The following is a 16,472-nucleotide window of genomic DNA, read 5'->3' as shown; positions in this document are numbered from 1 at the left end:
GGTCGGTCGGGGTGGTCAGTCGGGCTGGTAGCCGCCGCGCAGCCGCGTGTAGGCGCGGTACCCAGCCTTGCGCACCGGCTCCGGCACCACGCGGTAGCCGGCCCGCACGACGACGTTGCGCACCAGCTGCGGGCCGGTGACGAAGCCCTCGGCGTGCAGGGTGCGCTGCAGCGCGAGCTCGGACGCCAGCAGGCGACGGCCGCCACGGCGCGCGTACGCCCCGGCGCCGACGCGGTACAGCACCAGCGGCTCCACGACGTTCTCCGCGTCCGCGCCGCCCGCGATCATGCGGGCGAAGAGCAGGTAGTCCTCCATGAGGTCCAGGTGCTCGTACCCGCCCGCGGCGGCGACGGCGGAGCGCCGGTACACGACCGACGGGTGGTTGAAGGGGTCGCGGAACCGCGCCGTGGTCGCGATGTCGGCGCCGGTGGGCGGCACGCGCACCATGCCGGGCGCGTGCTCGTCGTCGTCGAACTCCTGGATCGCGGACCCGACGATGTCGCACCCGGCCGCCACGAGCGGCACCTGCACGGCGAACCGCTCGGGGCGGGAGATGTCGTCGGCGTCGGCGCGCGCGACGATCTCGTGCTTGCACGCCTCCAGCCCCGCCTCGAGCGCGCGGGCCAGGCCGACGTTCTTCTCCAGCGGCACCAGCGTGACGGGGACGTCGGTGAGCTCGTGCACGCGGGCGAGCACCGCGGCGACGTCCGCACCGACGGGCCCGTCACGCACGACGACGACCTCGTCCGGCCGCAGCGTCTGGTCGCGCGTGACGGACAGGAAGCCGCGCTCCAGGTGCGCGGCGTCGTCGCCCGCGTACACGGGCAGCAGCACCGAGAACCGGTGGTCGTCGAGGGCCCCGCGGGCGACGACGGGCACGGCGGTCGTCGCCGTCGTGCGCACGGCCGATCGCTCGGGGGCGTCGTCCTGCCGGACCCGTGCGACGCTGCCCGCGGCGGGCCCGACGCCGGCGAGCACCTCGCTGTCGGCGCGCGGCCGGCGCACGAGGCCGTGCCACAGCCCGCGCCCGCCGGCCCTGAGCAGCGTGCCGCGGTCGGAGGATCGCGCGACGGTGCGGGCCCAGCGACGCAGCGTGGAGCCGCCGTAGAGCAGCCGCTCGGACGGCGCGAGCGCCGCGGACCGCGTGAACGTCCACACCTTGTTGCGCACCTCGTAGTAGAAGCGCGGGCCCGGGTCGTGGTCGGTGCCGACCAGGCGGGCCGTGCGGTGCTCCACGACGCTGCCCGGCACGTACAGCCCGGTGCCGCGGCGCAGCAGGCGCGTGGAGTACTCGAAGTCGTCGTTCCAGATGAAGAAGTCGCTGACCGGCAGGCCGTGCTCCCGCACCGCGCGCGCGTCGACCAGCATCGACACGAACGACATCGACCGCACCGGCATCGCGCCGGCGGCGCGCGCCCGCGCCAGCTCGGCGGGTGAGGCCCCCGGGCGACTGCGTGGCGTGTTCATCGGGTGGTCGCTGCCGTCGGTCCACACGACGCGGCTGGCCATCGCGGCGACGTCGCCGGCGTAGGCGTCGCGCGCGCCGAGCAGCGCCTCGAGCGCGGTCTCGGTGGGGACGGTGTCGTCGTCCATGAGCCACACGAGGTCGGCGTCGAGGTCCGCGACGGCGGTCGCGAGGCCGACGGCGAAGCCGCCCGCGCCGCCCGTGTTGCGCTGGAGCGCGACCACCTCGGGTCCGCTGGGGTGCGACCGGGCGACCTGCAGGGCGTCGTCGGTCGACGCGTTGTCGACGACGACCGTGCGGTCGACCGGCCGGCTCTGGGCGGCCAGCGCATCGAGGGCCGCGCCGAGCAGCGCGGCCCTGTTGTACGACACGACGACCGCGACGACGGTGGGACTGGACATCCGGACCATCCTAGTGGTGCTCCTGGTGGTGCTCGGCGCGGGCGAAGGTCGCGCGCCAGGTCTCCGGGGCCGCCAGCGCCGGCGCCGCGGCGCGCCAGTGCCGGGACACCGTGTGCCACCGCGCGGCGAGGCGCAGGTGGGCCACGACCGTCGCGCCCGCCAGGCGCCACACGCGGCGCCGGTCGTGACGCAGCCAGGTGCCCGACGCGCCGTCGCCCGCCAGCACCAGCACGTTGTCGTGCTCGGGCACCTCCCACCAGGTGGCCTGCTCGCGGCTCAGCGCGCTCCGCGGCATCCCGGTCGGCGCCTTGCCGACGTTGCGCGTCAGGCCGCGCAGCGTGAGCGCGACCAGCGCCCCCACCGAGGTGGGCTTCGGCCGCACGGGACCGGTCCAGCGGCGCGCGACCGCGGCGTCGAAGACCTCGTCGCCCGGCCGGTAGGCGGTCGTCTCGGGGTAGGCCGCGCCCACCGCCCGCGACGCGGGGACGACGTCGGGCAGCCCCGCGTGCAGGTCGCCCGGCCCCGCGAGCAGATCGCGCAGCGCGCGCACGTGCAGGTCCACCGGGTAGTACCGCATCCCCAGCAGCAGCTTGAGGTCGGTGGCGAGCAGGCTCGCCAGGAGCAGGCCGGCGCGCGGGCGGCGGGCGTGCAGCAGCGCCGCGGCGACGCGGTTGCGCACGTGCACGTACGCCTGCCACTCGACCGTGTCGTCCTTCTCGGTCCACGCCACGTGCCACAGCGCCGCGCCCGGGAAGGACACGGTGGCGTGGCCGGCGTCGCGGGCGCGCAGGCCGAACTCGGCGTCGTCCCACTTGAGGAACAGCGGCAGCGACAGCCCGACGTCGCGCAGGACGGCGGTGGGGATGAGGCACATCCACCAGCCGTTGAAGTCGCTCTCGCCGCGCGCGTGCAGCCAGGGGGTGTCGCGCAGCGGCGCGGCGGCCAGGTCGTGCCACTGCCGGTCGGGCTCGGGCGGCCCCCAGTTGAAGTCGCGCTCGTGCACCACCTCGCTGAACGAGTTGAGCACCGTCGGGCGGTTGAGGTCGAGCATGTGCCCGCCCACGACGACGGGTTCGCGCGCCGCGCGGTGCAGGCGGATCGCGCGCAGCAGCGCCTCCGGCTCCACCTCGACGTCGTCGTCGAGGATCAGCACGGCGTCCGCGCCGTCGCGGTCCAGCGTCTCGAGCATGCCGCGCGAGAAGCCGCCGGAGCCGCCCAGGTTGCGCTGCTCGACCACCGTGAGCTGGTCACCGAGGGCCGCGGCGACCTCCGGGTAGTCGGGGTGGTCGACCAGGCGTCGCGAGCCCTGGTCCACCACGAACACCGTCCCGACCGCGTCGCGGAGCGCCCCCGACGACGCGATCCGGCGCAGCGTCGCCACGCAGTACTCCGGTTTGTCCATCGTGGTGATCGACAGGCACACGTCGCCCGTCCGGCGCGGCGCCACGTCCACGAGCCAGCGCGCGCCGGTGACCACGGCGTCCGTCGCCCCCGCGTCCACCTCGAACCACAGCCACCCGCCGTCGGCCATGCGCGCGACGTCGGCGGCGAGCGTCACCGCGCCGTCGTCGACGGGCGAGGAGGCCACGGCGGTGGCCGTCCCCCGCGCGTCCGACCGCACGAGCCGCACGGTACCGGCGCCGGCGACGTCGACCTCGAGGCGCACGGTCGCGACGCCCGCCCAGCGCACCCAGTACGACGCCGGGAACGCGGAGAAGTAGGCGGCGAAGCCCTGGGTGGCGCCCGCCGGGACACGGACGGCGCCGTCGTCGACGACGGCGGGCCCGTCCTCGAGGGCCAGGGCACGGCGGTCGGGCGGGAGCGAGAGGATCAGCTGCTGCGCGAGATGCACGGGCCGACCCTAACGCCCCGGCCCGCCGGGGCCGACGGTCGAGCCGTCGGTCGAGCCGGTCGGGACGCGGGCCCGGCCGGCTCGACCCGCGCTACCAGCGCGCGAGCGCGACCGAGCTGACCCGCACCTTCTTGCCGTCGCCCACCTTGCGCAGCGTCACGGTGCCGTCCTTCATCGACGGCAGGGTGTAGGTGAAGATCCGCGACCCGTTGCTCGGCTGGCTGAAGTCGAGGGTCTTGTAGACCTTGCCGCCCACCAGCACCTGCAGCTTGCCGTCGGCCGGGTTCGTCGCCCCGCGCACCACGATCTTCCGCACCTGGTTGGCGCCGCCGAGCGTGATCGTGGCTCCCGACCTCGACGTCTGGAAGGCCTTGTCCGCGAAGTAGTTCCCCGCCGTGACCTTCTTCCAGCCGCTGGAGAACTTCCAGCTGTCGGAGTGCACCGGACGGCTGGTGCGCACGAGCGTGGCCATCGGTCCGCGGACCCCGTCCTTGGCGACGGCGCGCACCGCGAGGTCGCGGGAGTAGTTGGCGCTCGTGCTCACCGTGACCGACAGGTTCTTCGTCTCGTGGACGACCATGCGCCAGTTGTTGGTGCTGGGCATCTCCGAGGTGAACCGCGCCGAGCGCGACAGCACCTGGTAGTACGCCGCCCCCGGCACCGCCTTCCACCGGTAGGTCACCGTCTTGCTCCACTGCACCGGCGCCTGCGACGACGTCGGGGCAACCCGGGTGGGCGCCTTGACCGGTGATCTCGACGCCCCGTACTTCGCGATCGCCGCCTTCTTGAGGGTGTGCGCCTTGCTGCGGATCGTGCTCATCTTCGCGGCGAGGTACCTGCCGGGACAGGCCGTCTCGTTCGTGGTCCGGTGCATCAGCACGGTGGGCACCGTCACCTTGGACCCGGGCTCGGCGCGCGTCCCCGAGCCCGTGCTGCCCCCGGTGGTGAGCGTCACCTTCCCGGTCGTGTCGACGTCGTCGAGGTACGCCTTCCAGGCGACAACCTTGCTGATGGCGGTCAGGAGGGCGCTGCTGGGCTGCGCCGTCTCGAAGTTGCCCATCGCGGAGATGCCGACGGTCCCGGTGTTGTACCCGCCGGCCTGGGCGCCGACCGGGTTGTCCGTGTTCGCGTTCTTGCGCCCCTGGAACACGTTGCCGTACTTGTCCACGAGGTACTGGTAGCCGATGTCCGGCCAGCCGCGGGACTTCGTGTGGTACGCGTAGATGCCGCGCACGAGGGCCGCCGACTGGCTCTCCTTGTAGCTGTTCGTCCCGGCGGTGTGGTGCACGTAGATCGCCTTGAGCTTCTTGGAGTACTCGGGCCACGAGCCACCCAGGGACTCGTCGGCCCCCCAGGCGGCGCGGGACACGAGCTTGGGCCGGATCTCCATGCCGGTCCCGGCGTCCGCGGACGCCGCCGGCCGGCTGTCGTCACCGACGGCCGCGTCGGCCGCGGAGGTGCCCGGGTCGACGAGGTCCGCCTGCAGGTCGGGCGGCGGCGCCCCGTCCGCGGTCCGCACCCGCACCTGGACGCCGTCCGCGCCGGTCGAGACGAGCGGCTCGGTCCCGGCGCGCGCGTCCGCGAACTCGGCGCTGCTGGTGTCGAGGTCGTCCTGCGCGTCCCCGTCGATCCCCAGCGACTGCCAGTCGGTCCAGGCGCCGTCCTCGCGGACCCTGACGGCCACCTCCGTCACCTCGGCGTCCGTGTCGGCGTCCCACGTGACCCCCGCCACGAGGAAGTCGTCGGTCGAGGTCTGGGAGCTGAGCGCGGCGAGCTCGCCGTCCTCGTGCCCGGACTCCTCGTCCTCGTGCCCGACCGGTGCGCTCAGCGCCCCGTTCTGCGCCTTCGCCTCCCGGTCGACGCCCCGGACCACGAGGTTCTCGACGTCGGGGGCCACCGCGTGCGCCTCGGGCGCGGGCAGCGTGACGGTCGGGAGCACCACCCCCACGGCGGCCAGCGCCACGACGGTCGTCGTCGAGACGAGGCCGCGGAGGGCCGCTCGGGCCCCGGTTCGTGTCGTCATGGTCATCTCCGCTCGTCCTGCACGGTCGCGTCGGGCACCTGACCCGCACGACGATAGGGACGGATCGGACGCCCGGCACCTCGAGACGACGTCCCGAGGCACCCGCGATTGCCTCGACGGCTCCCGTGGCGCACCCTGCAGAGGGGGGTAATGACGATGACGACGCAGGTGCTCTCGGCCCAGGTGGCCCACGGTCCGGTCCGCCGACGGCGCACCCGACGACGGTCGCTGGTGGCCGCCGTCGTGTCCGCGGTCCTCGCGACGGGCGGCGCCGTCGTGGGCGCGACGGCCGCCCAGGCGGCGGTGCCCTCCTCGTTCACGATCAGCGGCTCGGGGTACGGGCACGGCGTGGGCATGCCGCAGTACGGCGCCTACCAGATGGCCCGGCAGGGCAGCGCGAGCTGGGACGTACTCAAGCACTACTACAGCGGCTCGGCGGTCTCGACGAAGACCACCACGGGCAACAACATCCTGGTCCAGGTCTACGGCAAGGACCCGGCCGGGCGGTCCGGCTACGGCGACACGTCGAAGACGACGTCGGTCACCGTGACGGGCGGGAGCTGGCGCCTGCTCGACGCCGCCTCGAAGACCGTGGCGTCGGGCACCGGCACGACGAAGCTGGCGGTGACCGTGGTCAGCGGCGGGAAGGCGCGGGTCACGGTGGGCGGCAAGACCTACGACGACACCCTGCTGCGGATCAACTGGTCCGGCACCCGCTACTACAAGAGCACGGGCACGACGGCGGTCGCGACCGTCGCGGGGGCGCACGGCTCCTACAAGCACGGCCGGCTCACCCTCACGTCGAAGGGCGGGCTGCCGAACCTCACCAACGACGTCCTGCTCAACACCGAGTACCTGTACGGGATCGCGGAGATGCCGTCGTCCTGGGGGCTGAACGGCGGGCTGTCCGCGCTGGCCGCGCAGGCGATCACCGCCCGCTCGTACGTGATGACCAAGGCGGTCGACGACGACTGCCGGTGCAACGTCGTCGACGACGTGCGCGACCAGTACTACACGGGCTGGAAGAAGGAGTCCGAGGGCACGGACGCCAAGTACGGCAAGGTCTGGAAGAAGGCCGTGGACGCCACGACGACCAGCCGCACGCAGGCCCGAGTGCTCACCTACGGCGGCGTCCCGGTCGTGACGCACTACTACTCCTCCAGCGGTGGGCGCACCGCCGACTCCGAGGACGTCTGGTCGTCCGTGGTCCCCTACGAGAGGTCCGTGTCCGACCCGTACAGCAAGGCGGCGCCGGGCAACTCGTACGCGTCGTGGACCCGCAAGCTGACGCAGGCGCAGGCCCGTGCCCTGTTCGGGCTCACCGACGTGGCGTCGATCAAGGTCTCGGCGAAGTGGACGAGCGGTCAGGCCCGCACCCTCACGGCGACGTCGTCGGCCGGGAAGACGGCGACGGTCACCGGCAAGGCCGACGCGATCCGTTCGACGGTGGGCAAGCGCACCACGGCGGGGTCGATGCCGTCCTCGTGGATCACGAAGATCACCGCGGTGGCGTAGGTCCTCCGGGAGCCGGCGGCCGGGTCACAGGGGCCGGGCGTCGCTCTCCAGCAGCACGGGGACGCCGTCGCGCACCGGGTACGCCAGCGGCCGCTCCGGATCGGTGGAGTGCAGCTCGGGCTGCCCGTCGGGCCCGACGGCGTCGACCAGCTCCGCGCCGGTCACCGGGCAGCGCAGGATGCTCCGCACCCACGGGTCGAGCTCGCTCATGCGTCCTCCTCCGGCTGTCGCACGAGCGACAGGACGTCGTCGCGCACTTTGACCATGATGTCCTCGTCGGCGGCCTCGACGTTGAGCCGCAGCAGCGGCTCCGTGTTCGAGGCGCGCAGGTTGAACCACCACTGCGGGTGGCCGTCCCAGTGCGCCACGGTGAGGCCGTCGAGCTCGTCCACGTCCGCCTGCGGGTAGGCGCTCGCGTACGCCTCGCGCACGCGCTCCGTCGCCGCGGCGGCGTCCGCCACGGTGGAGTTGATCTCCCCCGACGCCACGTACGGCGAGTACATCTCCGCGAGCGCGGACAGCGGGTGCGGCTGCCCGCCGAGCGCGGCCAGCACGTGCAGCGCGGCGAGCATGCCCGTGTCCGCGAAGAAGAAGTCGCGGAAGTAGTAGTGGGCGCTGTGCTCGCCGCCGAACACGGCGTCGTGCTGCGCCATCTGCGCCTTGATGAACGAGTGGCCCACGCGGGTGCGCACCGTCGTCGCGCCCGCGGCCTGCAGCAGGTCGGGCACGGCGCGGGAGGTGATGAGGTTGTGGATCACCGCGGGCGTGCGGCCCGCCTCGAGCTCCTTGGCCACCTCGCGCAGGCCCACCAGCGCCGTCACCGCGGACGGCGAGACCGGGTCGCCGTGCTCGTCGACCACGAAGCAGCGGTCGGCGTCGCCGTCGAACGCGAGGCCGAGGTCGGCGTCGTGCTCGACGACGGCTGCCCGCAGGTCCTCGAGGTTCTTCGGGTCCAGCGGGTTGGCCTCGTGGTTCGGGAAGCTGCCGTCCAGCTCGAAGTACAGCGGCACGACGTCGAGCGGCAGCGCGGGCAGGCCCGCGGCCGTGCCGAGCACCGCGGGCACGGTGTACCCGGCCATGCCGTTGCCGGCGTCGACGACGACCTTGAGCGGCCGGATCCCCGACACGTCGACCAGGCCCCGCAGGAACGCGGCGTAGTCGGCGAGGGTGTCGACGTCGGAGACGGCGCCGGGCGTCGTCGCGTCGTCGGAGGGGTCGGCCGCCGGGTCGTCGAGCAGGCGCTGCGCGAGCTCGCGCACGTCGGCCAGGCCGGTGTCCTGCCCGACGGGCCGGGCGCCGGCGCGGCACAGCTTGATGCCGTTGTAGACGGCGGGGTTGTGCGACGCCGTGAACATCGCGCCGGGGGCGTCCAGCGCGCCCGACGCGTGGTACAGCCCGTCCGTGGAGCACAGGCCGATACGCACGACGTCGACTCCGGCCGCGGTGACTCCCGCGGTGAAGGCGTCGACCAGCTCCGGCCCGGACTCGCGCATGTCGTGCCCGACGACGACGCGCGTCGCGCCCTCCGGTGCCGCCACCACCCGGGCGAACGCCGCGCCGATCGCGCGGGCCACGTCCGGCGAGAGCTGGTCGGGCACGGTGCCGCGCACGTCGTACGCCTTGATGATGGTGGCCAGGTCGATCGTCACGTCCCACAGCGTACGTGCCCCGCCCCACGCGAGCGGGTGGTTCTGCGGGCGACTTGTGCGCCGGGCGCCACCGGGCGGCGCGCGCGTGTGGAAGGGTGGTCCCGTGCCCGAGCTCTACCCGCTGGAGAACACCGTCCAGCACGCCGACTGGGGATCGCGCACGCGGATCCAGGAGCTGCTGGGCACCGAGCCCGACGGCACGCCCGCCGCCGAGCTCTGGCTGGGCGCCCATCCGAGCGCACCGTCGCGGGTGAACGGCGACGGCTCCCTGCTGGAGCTCGTGCGGTCGGCGCCGGACGCGATGCTGGGCCGCCGGGTCGCGGACGAGTACGGGCCCCGGCTGCCCTACCTGCTCAAGGTCCTCGCGGCCGAGCGGGCCCTGTCCCTCCAGGTGCACCCGAAGCCGCACGCCGCGCGCGCCGGGTTCAACCGGGAGAACCGGCAGGGCCTGCCGCCGGGCGACCCGGGCCGCTCGTTCCACGACGACCAGCACAAGCCCGAGATGGTCGTCGCGCTCACGGAGTTCGAGGGACTGGCCGGGTTCCGGGCGCCGCGCGCCGTCCTCGACCTGCTCGACGGGCTCGACGGCGACCTCGTGGCCGCCGTCCGCGACGTCCTGCGGGACGACCGCTCCCCCGGCGGCGTCAAGACCGCGTTCTCCCACCTGGTCGCCGCGCGTCGCGACCCGGGCGCCGCCGCCGACGTCGCGACCGCCGTCGCGTCCGTCACCGCGCGCCTGGCCGCCGGCTCGCCGTCGTCGCGCGCTGACGCCACCGTGCTGCAGCTCGCCCAGCAGCACCCGGGCGACCCCGCGGCGCTCGCGTCGCTGCTGCTCAACCGCGTCACGCTCGACCCCGGGCAGGGGCTCTTCCTGCCGGCCGGCGAGGTGCACGCGTACCTGTCCGGCCTCGGCGTCGAGATCATGGCGTCCTCGGACAACGTGCTGCGCGCGGGCCTCACCACCAAGCTGGTCGACGAGGCCGCTCTCGTCGAGTGCGCGTCGTTCGTGCCGCGCCCGCCGCAGCCGCCCCGCACCCGCTCGGCGGGCGGGCGTGGCCAGGTCACCACCTACCGGGCCCCGGTGCGGGAGTTCGCGCTCACGGTCGCCGACGTCGACCCGGCCGAGGACGTCGACCTGCCCGCCGAGGGGCCCCGCATCGTGCTGTGCCTGTCCGGCGACCTCAAGCTCACCGCCGACGGCTGCCCCGCCCCCGCGACGCTGCACCGCGGCGGCTCCGTGTTCGTGCCGCACGACGCCGGGGAGCTCCGGCTGTCCGGCTCCGGGCACGCCGTGTGCGCCTGGGTCCCCTGACCCGAGCGTGCGGACGCCCGCGAGGCGTCAGTCGGCCTCGCGCAGCACGCGCAGGTGGCCGCGGCGGGCGGTCTCGGTGACCGACGACGGCTCGCCCGCCGGCTCCTGGCGCACCCGCCCCGCCTCGCGGACGGCCTCCGCCAGCGCGGACAGGTCGTCCGGCGACGGCGCCGGCTCCTCGAACGCGGGCGTGAGGCGCACGACCTCCCACCCCCGGGGCGCGGTCAGCCGTTCGGCATGATCCGCGCACAGGTCGTAGCTGTGCGGCTCGGCGTGCTGCGCGAGCGGACCCAGCACGGCCGTGGAGTCCGCGTACACGTACGTGAGCGTCGCGACGGCGGCATGCGTGCATGCCGTGCGCGAGCACTGCCTCACCGATCTCACGCGGGGAGAATACGCCGCCCCCGCCCGCCGGTGCGCGGGGCTCGCCGCGTCGTGGTCGTCGTGATCGCACCGTGACCCGGACGGCGCGGCGGCGTCGGGAGCAGGAACGGCGCCGCCGTCGCGCCCCGGCATAGGCTCAACGGGTGCAGCACGTCCCTTCCCCCGAGCACCGCCCCGAACCCTCTCCGGCGCCCGGCCCCGCTCCCGACGCCGCCGTCCCGCCGGTGCGTCGGCGCGACCGCCGCGGCCGCGGGGTGCGCGGCCCGCTCCTGCCGCCCGGGCTGCCGGCGCACCGCACCCGCGCGGAGCAGTTCGACGACCTCGTGCTCGACGTCGTCGAGCTGCTGCAGCGCCGCTGGGGCCCGCAGCTGGCCGGCACGGAGTTCGCCGTCGAGGACGTGCCGCCGTCCGAGCCCGCGCCGTGGGAGTCCGACGGCGTCCCCCTGGGCCGCTGCTTCCCCGCCGAGTCCGGCCGGCCCGCGCGCGTCGTCGTGTACCGCCGCCCCGTCGACTTCCGCGCCGCCGACGACACCGACCGCGCCGACCTGGTGCGCGACGTCGTCGTCGAGCAGGTGGCGCACCTGCTGGCCCGCACGCCCGAGGAGATCGACCCCGGCTACGACTCCTGACCCGAGCCCCCGGGAGCCGTCAGGGCGAGCGCAGGGTCGAGGCCGCGCTCATCCTGACAGGTCGTCAGCCGGCGTCGACGGTGCGCACGTCGACGGCACCGGGGGTGGTGACGGCCGCGGTCGGCGCGACGGCGGCCAGCAGCGTCGCGGGGGCCGCGGTGCCGTCGTCGGCACGCAGCACGGCGGCCCACGAGACGGCCAGGTCCGCGCCGCCCCCGTCGGCGCGGTCCACGCTCACGCCGGCGGGCACGGTGCCCTCCGTCACCACGTCGGCGAGCTCGACGGACGTCGTCGCCCCGGCGGCGAGGTCGACGTCGCGGCGGCCGATCTCCGCCCCTGACGCGTCGTAGACCCGCACCGTGACCGGGGCCGAGCCCTCCGGGTCGGCCTCGGGGTCGCGCTCCGCGGGCACGGCGGCGAGGGTGAGCCCGGCCCGCGTGCCCCCGGGGACGCCCGCCTGGCCCGCCGGTCCCGCGCCGGCCGACGCGCTGACCGGCTGGGCCGCCGACCACGCCACGTCGTACGGGGTTCCGCCGACCACGGCGTCCTCCGGCTGCTGGCCGGGCTGGTCGCTGCGGGCCGCGCCCACGACGGGCACGTCCGCGTCCACGACCACCGTGTACGCGCCCTCGGGCAGCCCGCCGAGCGGCACGTCCGTCACGACCCCGGGCTCCAGCCCGACCTCGTCGGCCCCGCGCAGCACCACCGGCCCGGACGGGCCGTACACGCTGACCCGCGCCGTCCCGCCCTGCTCGCCGGGGGCCAGCAGCCGTAGGCGCGGGGCGTGCGGGTCGTCGACCGCCTCACCGCGGCTCAGCACCGCCCCGACGGCGAGCGACTCCCGCGGCGTCGTGCCCGCGGTGAGCACGTCCACCCCGGCGGGCAGCAGGCCGTCGATCGCCTGGGTCTGCAGGCTGGCGTTCACCCGCGCCCCGGACGCACGCACGTTGACCGCGAGCCGGTCCTGCTCGGGGGCGACGGACTCGAGCCGCGTCGTGACCTGCTCGTGCGGCGCGACGGTGAACGTCCCGTTCCCGCCGAGGGCCACGGGACCGCCGGGCCCGTACACGTCGAGGGCGACCGTGGCCGGCTGCTGGGACGGGTTCTGCACCGTGAGCGTGGCGGTCGAGCCCACCTCCGTGCTGCCGCCCACCAGCCACTGCGACGTCGACGGCGCGGTGCACGCGCCCGCGCCGAGCCCCCGCAGGTCGCCCTGGGTCGTGACCGACCCCATCGCCCCGGCCGCGCGGAACGGCTCGTCGGCCACCGGCGTCGCCCGCAGCACGCGCGTCGTGCTCACGGGACCCTGCCAGGCCGCCGCCGCGTCGCCCGCGGAGAGCGCCAGCGGGTCCTTGCCGCCGAGCGCCGTGGTGCGCGCGCCGTCCCGGGCGCCGCCCAGCACGAGCGCGCCCACGCCGCTCGTCGTCGGCACCGGCGTGGCGTCGAACTGCTGGTCGCCGACGTCGGCGCCCTCGGGCAGCGCGACCGGCGGCGGGCAGACGAGCGTCGCGTCCGCCGGCTGCACGCCGACCGTGCGCGTCCCGGCGGCCACGGCCTGCTGTTCCGCGCCCGTCCACGACTGCGCCCACTGGTCGCCCAGCACTGCGACGGCCGCCAGCGCGCCGACGGCCGCCACCCCGGTGACCGCCGCCGCCGTCGCGCGCACCCCGCGCCGCATCCGGGTCTGCCGCACGTCCTGGCCCGCCCCTCCGGTCGCCTGCTTCGCCGTCCGCTTCCTCGCCCGCGCCGTCGTCCGCCTGCTCGTCCGAGCCCCCGGCGACGCCTCCTGCGCCGGCCGCTCCTCGCGCCCGGTCATCGTCCTCGCCGCCGTCCGACCGGCAGGGCCAGCAGCGCGTGCACCAGCAGCACCAGGCCCGTGGCGGCGAGCCACGCCGTGCGGTGCGGCGCCTCGAACGACACGTGCACGCGACCCGCCTCGGGCCCGACCGCGAAGGCCTGCGTCCCCCCGGCGTCCACGGCCACCAGCCGCCGCCCGTCGAGCGTCGCGTGCCAGCCGGGGTCCGCCGTCTCCGCGATCCGCAGCGTGCGGTCCTCGCCGCCCTGGGCGAGCCGGCCGCCGGCGCTCGCCCCGTCCGACGGCACGGTCCGCACGGCGGCGCCCGGGGCGAAGAACGGGGTGGGTGTGCCGTCCTCGCCGGAGCCGTCGCCCTTGAGCACCGTCGCCCAGCCCGGCGCAGGGCCGTCGGTCGTGACGCGCCAGACGAGCGTGCCGTCCTCGGTCACGCGCGCGAGCCCCGGCACGAGGTCGAGCGTGGTGGCGAGGTCCGCGTCCCCGCCGGCGGGGACCTGCACGGCCCCGATGCCGAGGGCCGCGAGCCGGTCCGCGACGTCCGTCGAGCGGCCGGTCGCCACCTCCGCCACGACCTGGTCCAGCAGCGCCGTGTCGGTGCGCTCGGTGCCGCCGACCAGGCCCGCGGCCCGCGCCCGCACCACGGTGGAGGAGTCCTCGAGCCGGGTGCCGTCCGCGTGCAGCAGGGCGTAGTCCACCACCGCCGCGCCCGTCGGTTCGGTCTCGCCGCCCGGCTGCACCCGGTCGAGCTGCAGCACGCGGGCCGACCGCGGCGGCGCCTGCATCTGCGTGCCGACGGCGGGCACGACGCCCGTCTCGGCCGCCCGCAGGTCGCCCACCGCGCCGCCGCCGGTCGAGCCGAGCGCCCACGACGCGAGCTGCGCCGCGGGCAGCGCGAGGGCCACGACGGCGACGGCCACGACCCCGGCCGACGCGGCCCGGCGCGCACGCGCCTCCCGGTCGGCCGGCGAGGCCGTCGGCACCCGCCCGGTCGACGGCAACGCGCAGATCGCGGCCGAGCCCAGCGCCAGCAGCAGCACGGAGAGCCCCACCCCCGGCCACCCGGTCACGCTCGCGGCGGTGCCGTCGGCCGCCGACCCGCTCGCCACCGCGGTCGCGACGGCGAGCACCGCCGTCGTCAGGCCCGCCGCGCCGGCGAGCCACGCCAGGCGCACCCCGCGCACCGCCCGGGGGCGCACCAGCGCGACGGCCGCCAGCGCCAGCACGGCGCCGCCCAGCACGGCCGGAGCGATCACCGCGGCACGACCGAGTGCGCCGTCGGTCCCGAGCCACGGCTCGAACCACACGGTGTCCCCCGGCAGCCCGAGCAGCAGCTCCACGGCCGTGGGCGTGCCGGACGCGACCAGCGGGGCGCCGGGCTCGGCCACCAGCAGCCGCCACCCGCCGTCCGACCAGCTGCCGAGCACCTCGCCCCAGAACGGCAGCGGCACGACGACGGCCGGCAGCAGCACCAGCAGCAACGAGCGCCACGCGCGAGGCACCAGGAGGGCGCCGACCGCGACCAGCACCACCGCGACCGGGAGCAGCACCGGGGCGGCACAGACGGCGACGGCCAGCAGCAGCCCGGCCGCGCCGGCGGCGCCCAGCGAGCCGCGGCGGCGGCCCGGCGCGGGCGCGACGTCCCGCGCGTGCACCCCCACGGTGCGCAGCACCGCGACGAGCAGCCACGGCAGCGTGAGGTGCACGACGACCGCCCCGAGCCGGCCCGAACCGAGCGACGCCAGGAAGCCGGGCGCCGCCGCCCAGGCGAGCGCGGCCACCGCCCGCACCACGACCGACCGCGTCAGGGCGCCGGCCGCGAACCAGCCCCCGAGGGCCGCCAGCGGCAGCGCGGCCAGGACCAGCGCGTTCACCGCCGTCTGCAGGCCGCCGCCCGCCAGCACGGCGAGCGCGGCGAGCGGCATCAGCAGCGGGTCGGCCGGGGCGCGGACCCCGAGGCCGTCGCGCACCCAGCCCGACGTCGCGGCCTCCCACACGTCGCCCACGGTGCCCGGTGCCGGCAGCAGCCCTCCGCCCACGACGCGCCCGCCGTCGGCCAGGACGCCCTGCCACGGGCCGAAGAGGGCGACGTCGAGCGCGACCACGGCGACGACCACGGCGGCGAGCACCGCCCGGCGGGTGCGCCCGATCCGGCGCAGGTCGGCCCGCTCCAGCTCGCTCGGTGCCCACCGCGCGCGCTGCGCCTCCGCCCGGGCCAGCCGCGCGTCCCGGCGCTCGCCCGCCACCTGCCGCCAGGTTCCGCGCAGCGGGGTCAGCACGCGGCGCGGCAGGCGCCGGGTGCGGGCCGCGCGCCGTCGGGCGCGGTACAGCGGCACCAGGCGCAGCGCCGTGACGACGGCCGCCACGAGCTCGTCGCGGGCGTGCGCGGGGCGCTTGAGCGCCAGCCGGTACATGGCGGCGAACGGCGCCCACAGCAGGGTGGCGAGCCAGACGAACGGCAGCAGCGGAAGCGGGGCGTCGACGAGCCGCAGGTAGAGCTGGCTGCGTCGCCGGGCGTAGCGGGACGCCTCCAGGTCCGGCGTCGTGGCCTCGGGGTCGCGCAGCCCGAGCAGCGACGCCTGGGCGTGCTTCACGACCGCGTCGGGCACCACGACCACGCGGTGCCCGGCCAGGCGGGCTCGCCGGCACAGGTCGAGCCCGTCGCCGAAGGGACCCAACTCGGGGTCGGTGCCGCCCAGCTCGGCCCAGACGTGCGCCCGCACCAGCGCCCCGGCGAGGCCGACGGCGAGCACGTCCTCGCGCGCGTCGTGCTGCCCCTGGTCGATCTCGGTGTCGTCGATGCCGGTCATGCGGCGCCCGAGCGGCGAGACCGTGCTGCCCACCTCGATGAGCATGCTCGCGTCGGCGGCCGGGGCGCCGTCGGCGCCGACGGGCCAGCGACGCTGCTTGCAGCCGGCGACCGCCACCGCGCTCGAGTGCTCGACGGCGCGCAGCAGGTGGGAGAGGGCGTCGGGCTCGGGCGCGGAGTCGTCGTGCAGGATCCACAGCCAGCCGGTCTCGGGGACGCCCACGACCTCCTGGGCGCGGTCCACGGCCTCCCCCAGGCTCCGGACGCCCGCCGCTGCGACGACGCGGGCGCCGCCGAGCCGCAGGTCGGGATGGGCGGTGGACTCCGCGGCGGCGACGTCCACCACCACGACCTCGTCCGCCGCACGCTGCTGGCGCGCGAGCGCGTCGAGGGTGGCGTCGAGGAAGCGCGTGCGTCCGCGGGTGACGACCACGGCCGTCACCGTGACGACCAGCGGGACGGCTCCGGTGCCGTCGAGCGTGCGGTCGCCGGCGGGCGCGACGGCGACGGTCGCGCCCGTGGGGGCGACCTCCCCGCCGGGGCGGGCTGGGATCGGGTGCGCAGCAGTCATCCTGCCCGCCATGATGCGACGGGCCCCGATCCGGTCGTGGGATATCCGGTCC

The 16,472-nt window shown here is 76.2% G+C and carries 11 protein-coding genes; 3 read left to right on the top strand and 8 right to left on the bottom strand.

Going from position 1 to position 16,472, the window contains the following annotated elements; genetic code table 11:
* Window positions 1-15: 15 nt before the first annotated feature.
* The 3 genes from ACQP60_RS13660 to ACQP60_RS13650 form a co-directional block, all read right to left on the bottom strand.
* On the bottom strand, window positions 16-1,866 hold the full coding sequence (locus ACQP60_RS13660; RefSeq protein ID WP_429733519.1) for a glycosyltransferase: 1,851 nt from the start codon (window positions 1,864-1,866) through the stop codon (window positions 16-18).
* Between the two features lie 10 nt (window positions 1,867-1,876).
* Window positions 1,877-3,718 carry a glycosyltransferase gene (locus ACQP60_RS13655; protein WP_429733517.1) on the bottom strand — a complete coding sequence of 614 codons (1,842 nt, stop codon included), beginning with the start codon at window positions 3,716-3,718 and terminating at the stop codon, window positions 1,877-1,879.
* Window positions 3,719-3,809: 91 nt separating this feature from the next.
* The gene (locus ACQP60_RS13650; protein WP_429733514.1) at window positions 3,810-5,741 is read right to left on the bottom strand and encodes a peptidoglycan recognition protein family protein; all 1,932 of its coding nucleotides are present in this window, start codon (window positions 5,739-5,741) and stop codon (window positions 3,810-3,812) included.
* 150 nt (window positions 5,742-5,891) lie between these two features.
* On the opposite strand from ACQP60_RS13650, the gene ACQP60_RS13645 reads away from it, so the two are divergent.
* Window positions 5,892-7,256 (top strand): SpoIID/LytB domain-containing protein, encoded by a 1,365-nt coding sequence (locus ACQP60_RS13645; RefSeq protein ID WP_429733511.1) that lies wholly within the window; start codon window positions 5,892-5,894, stop codon window positions 7,254-7,256.
* Window positions 7,257-7,280: 24 nt separating this feature from the next.
* On the opposite strand, the gene ACQP60_RS13640 is transcribed toward ACQP60_RS13645, so the two are convergent.
* Window positions 7,281-7,466 carry a Trm112 family protein gene (locus tag ACQP60_RS13640; protein WP_429733508.1) on the bottom strand — a complete coding sequence of 62 codons (186 nt, stop codon included), beginning with the start codon at window positions 7,464-7,466 and terminating at the stop codon, window positions 7,281-7,283.
* A complete protein-coding gene (locus ACQP60_RS13635) occupies window positions 7,463-8,905 on the bottom strand; it encodes a phosphomannomutase/phosphoglucomutase (protein ID WP_429733505.1) in 1,443 nt (480 codons plus the stop codon). Before ACQP60_RS13635 ends, ACQP60_RS13640 begins: the two co-directional genes overlap by 4 nt.
* A 103-nt stretch (window positions 8,906-9,008) precedes the next feature.
* Between ACQP60_RS13635 and manA the strand changes: the two genes are divergently transcribed.
* On the top strand, window positions 9,009-10,217 hold the full coding sequence (gene manA, locus ACQP60_RS13630) for a mannose-6-phosphate isomerase, class I (RefSeq protein ID WP_429733501.1): 1,209 nt from the start codon (window positions 9,009-9,011) through the stop codon (window positions 10,215-10,217).
* A 27-nt stretch (window positions 10,218-10,244) separates the two neighbouring features.
* On the opposite strand, the gene ACQP60_RS13625 is transcribed toward manA, so the two are convergent.
* Window positions 10,245-10,601, bottom strand: coding sequence for a DUF3499 domain-containing protein (locus ACQP60_RS13625; RefSeq protein WP_429733498.1), 357 nt, complete (start codon window positions 10,599-10,601; stop codon window positions 10,245-10,247).
* A 143-nt stretch (window positions 10,602-10,744) separates the two neighbouring features.
* Between ACQP60_RS13625 and ACQP60_RS13620 the strand changes: the two genes are divergently transcribed.
* Entirely contained in the window at window positions 10,745-11,230 is a 486-nt protein-coding gene (locus ACQP60_RS13620; RefSeq protein ID WP_429733495.1) for a metallopeptidase family protein, read from the top strand.
* Between the two features lie 64 nt (window positions 11,231-11,294).
* On the opposite strand, the gene ACQP60_RS13615 is transcribed toward ACQP60_RS13620, so the two are convergent.
* Together ACQP60_RS13615 and ACQP60_RS13610 are read right to left on the bottom strand one after the other, a co-directional pair.
* Window positions 11,295-12,923: a DUF5719 family protein gene (locus tag ACQP60_RS13615; protein WP_429733492.1), complete on the bottom strand. Its 1,629-nt coding sequence runs from the start codon at window positions 12,921-12,923 to the stop codon at window positions 11,295-11,297.
* A 119-nt stretch (window positions 12,924-13,042) separates the two neighbouring features.
* Window positions 13,043-16,420, bottom strand: a complete 3,378-nt coding sequence (locus ACQP60_RS13610; RefSeq protein ID WP_429733489.1) for a glycosyltransferase — start codon at window positions 16,418-16,420, stop codon at window positions 13,043-13,045.
* Window positions 16,421-16,472 lie beyond the last annotated feature (52 nt).

The organism is Isoptericola variabilis (assembly GCF_050311655.1).
In the GTDB taxonomy this organism is placed as follows: domain Bacteria; phylum Actinomycetota; class Actinomycetes; order Actinomycetales; family Cellulomonadaceae; genus Isoptericola; species Isoptericola variabilis.
The sequence above is the reverse complement of the archived record's forward strand: the minus strand, read 5'-3'. Positions and strand labels throughout refer to the sequence as shown.

Bases quoted from the DNA above. Each gene is read 5' to 3' on its own strand.
- ACQP60_RS13650 (WP_429733514.1), bottom strand. From the start codon at position 5,741: ATGACGACACGAACCGGGGCCCGAGCGGCCCTCCGCGGCCTCGTCTCG.
- ACQP60_RS13640 (WP_429733508.1), bottom strand. From the start codon at position 7,466: ATGAGCGAGCTCGACCCGTGGGTGCGGAGCATCCTGCGCTGCCCGGTG.
- ACQP60_RS13660 (WP_429733519.1), bottom strand. From the start codon at position 1,866: ATGTCCAGTCCCACCGTCGTCGCGGTCGTCGTGTCGTACAACAGGGCC.
- ACQP60_RS13645 (WP_429733511.1), top strand. From the start codon at position 5,892: ATGACGATGACGACGCAGGTGCTCTCGGCCCAGGTGGCCCACGGTCCG.
- ACQP60_RS13610 (WP_429733489.1), bottom strand. From the start codon at position 16,420: ATGACTGCTGCGCACCCGATCCCAGCCCGCCCCGGCGGGGAGGTCGCC.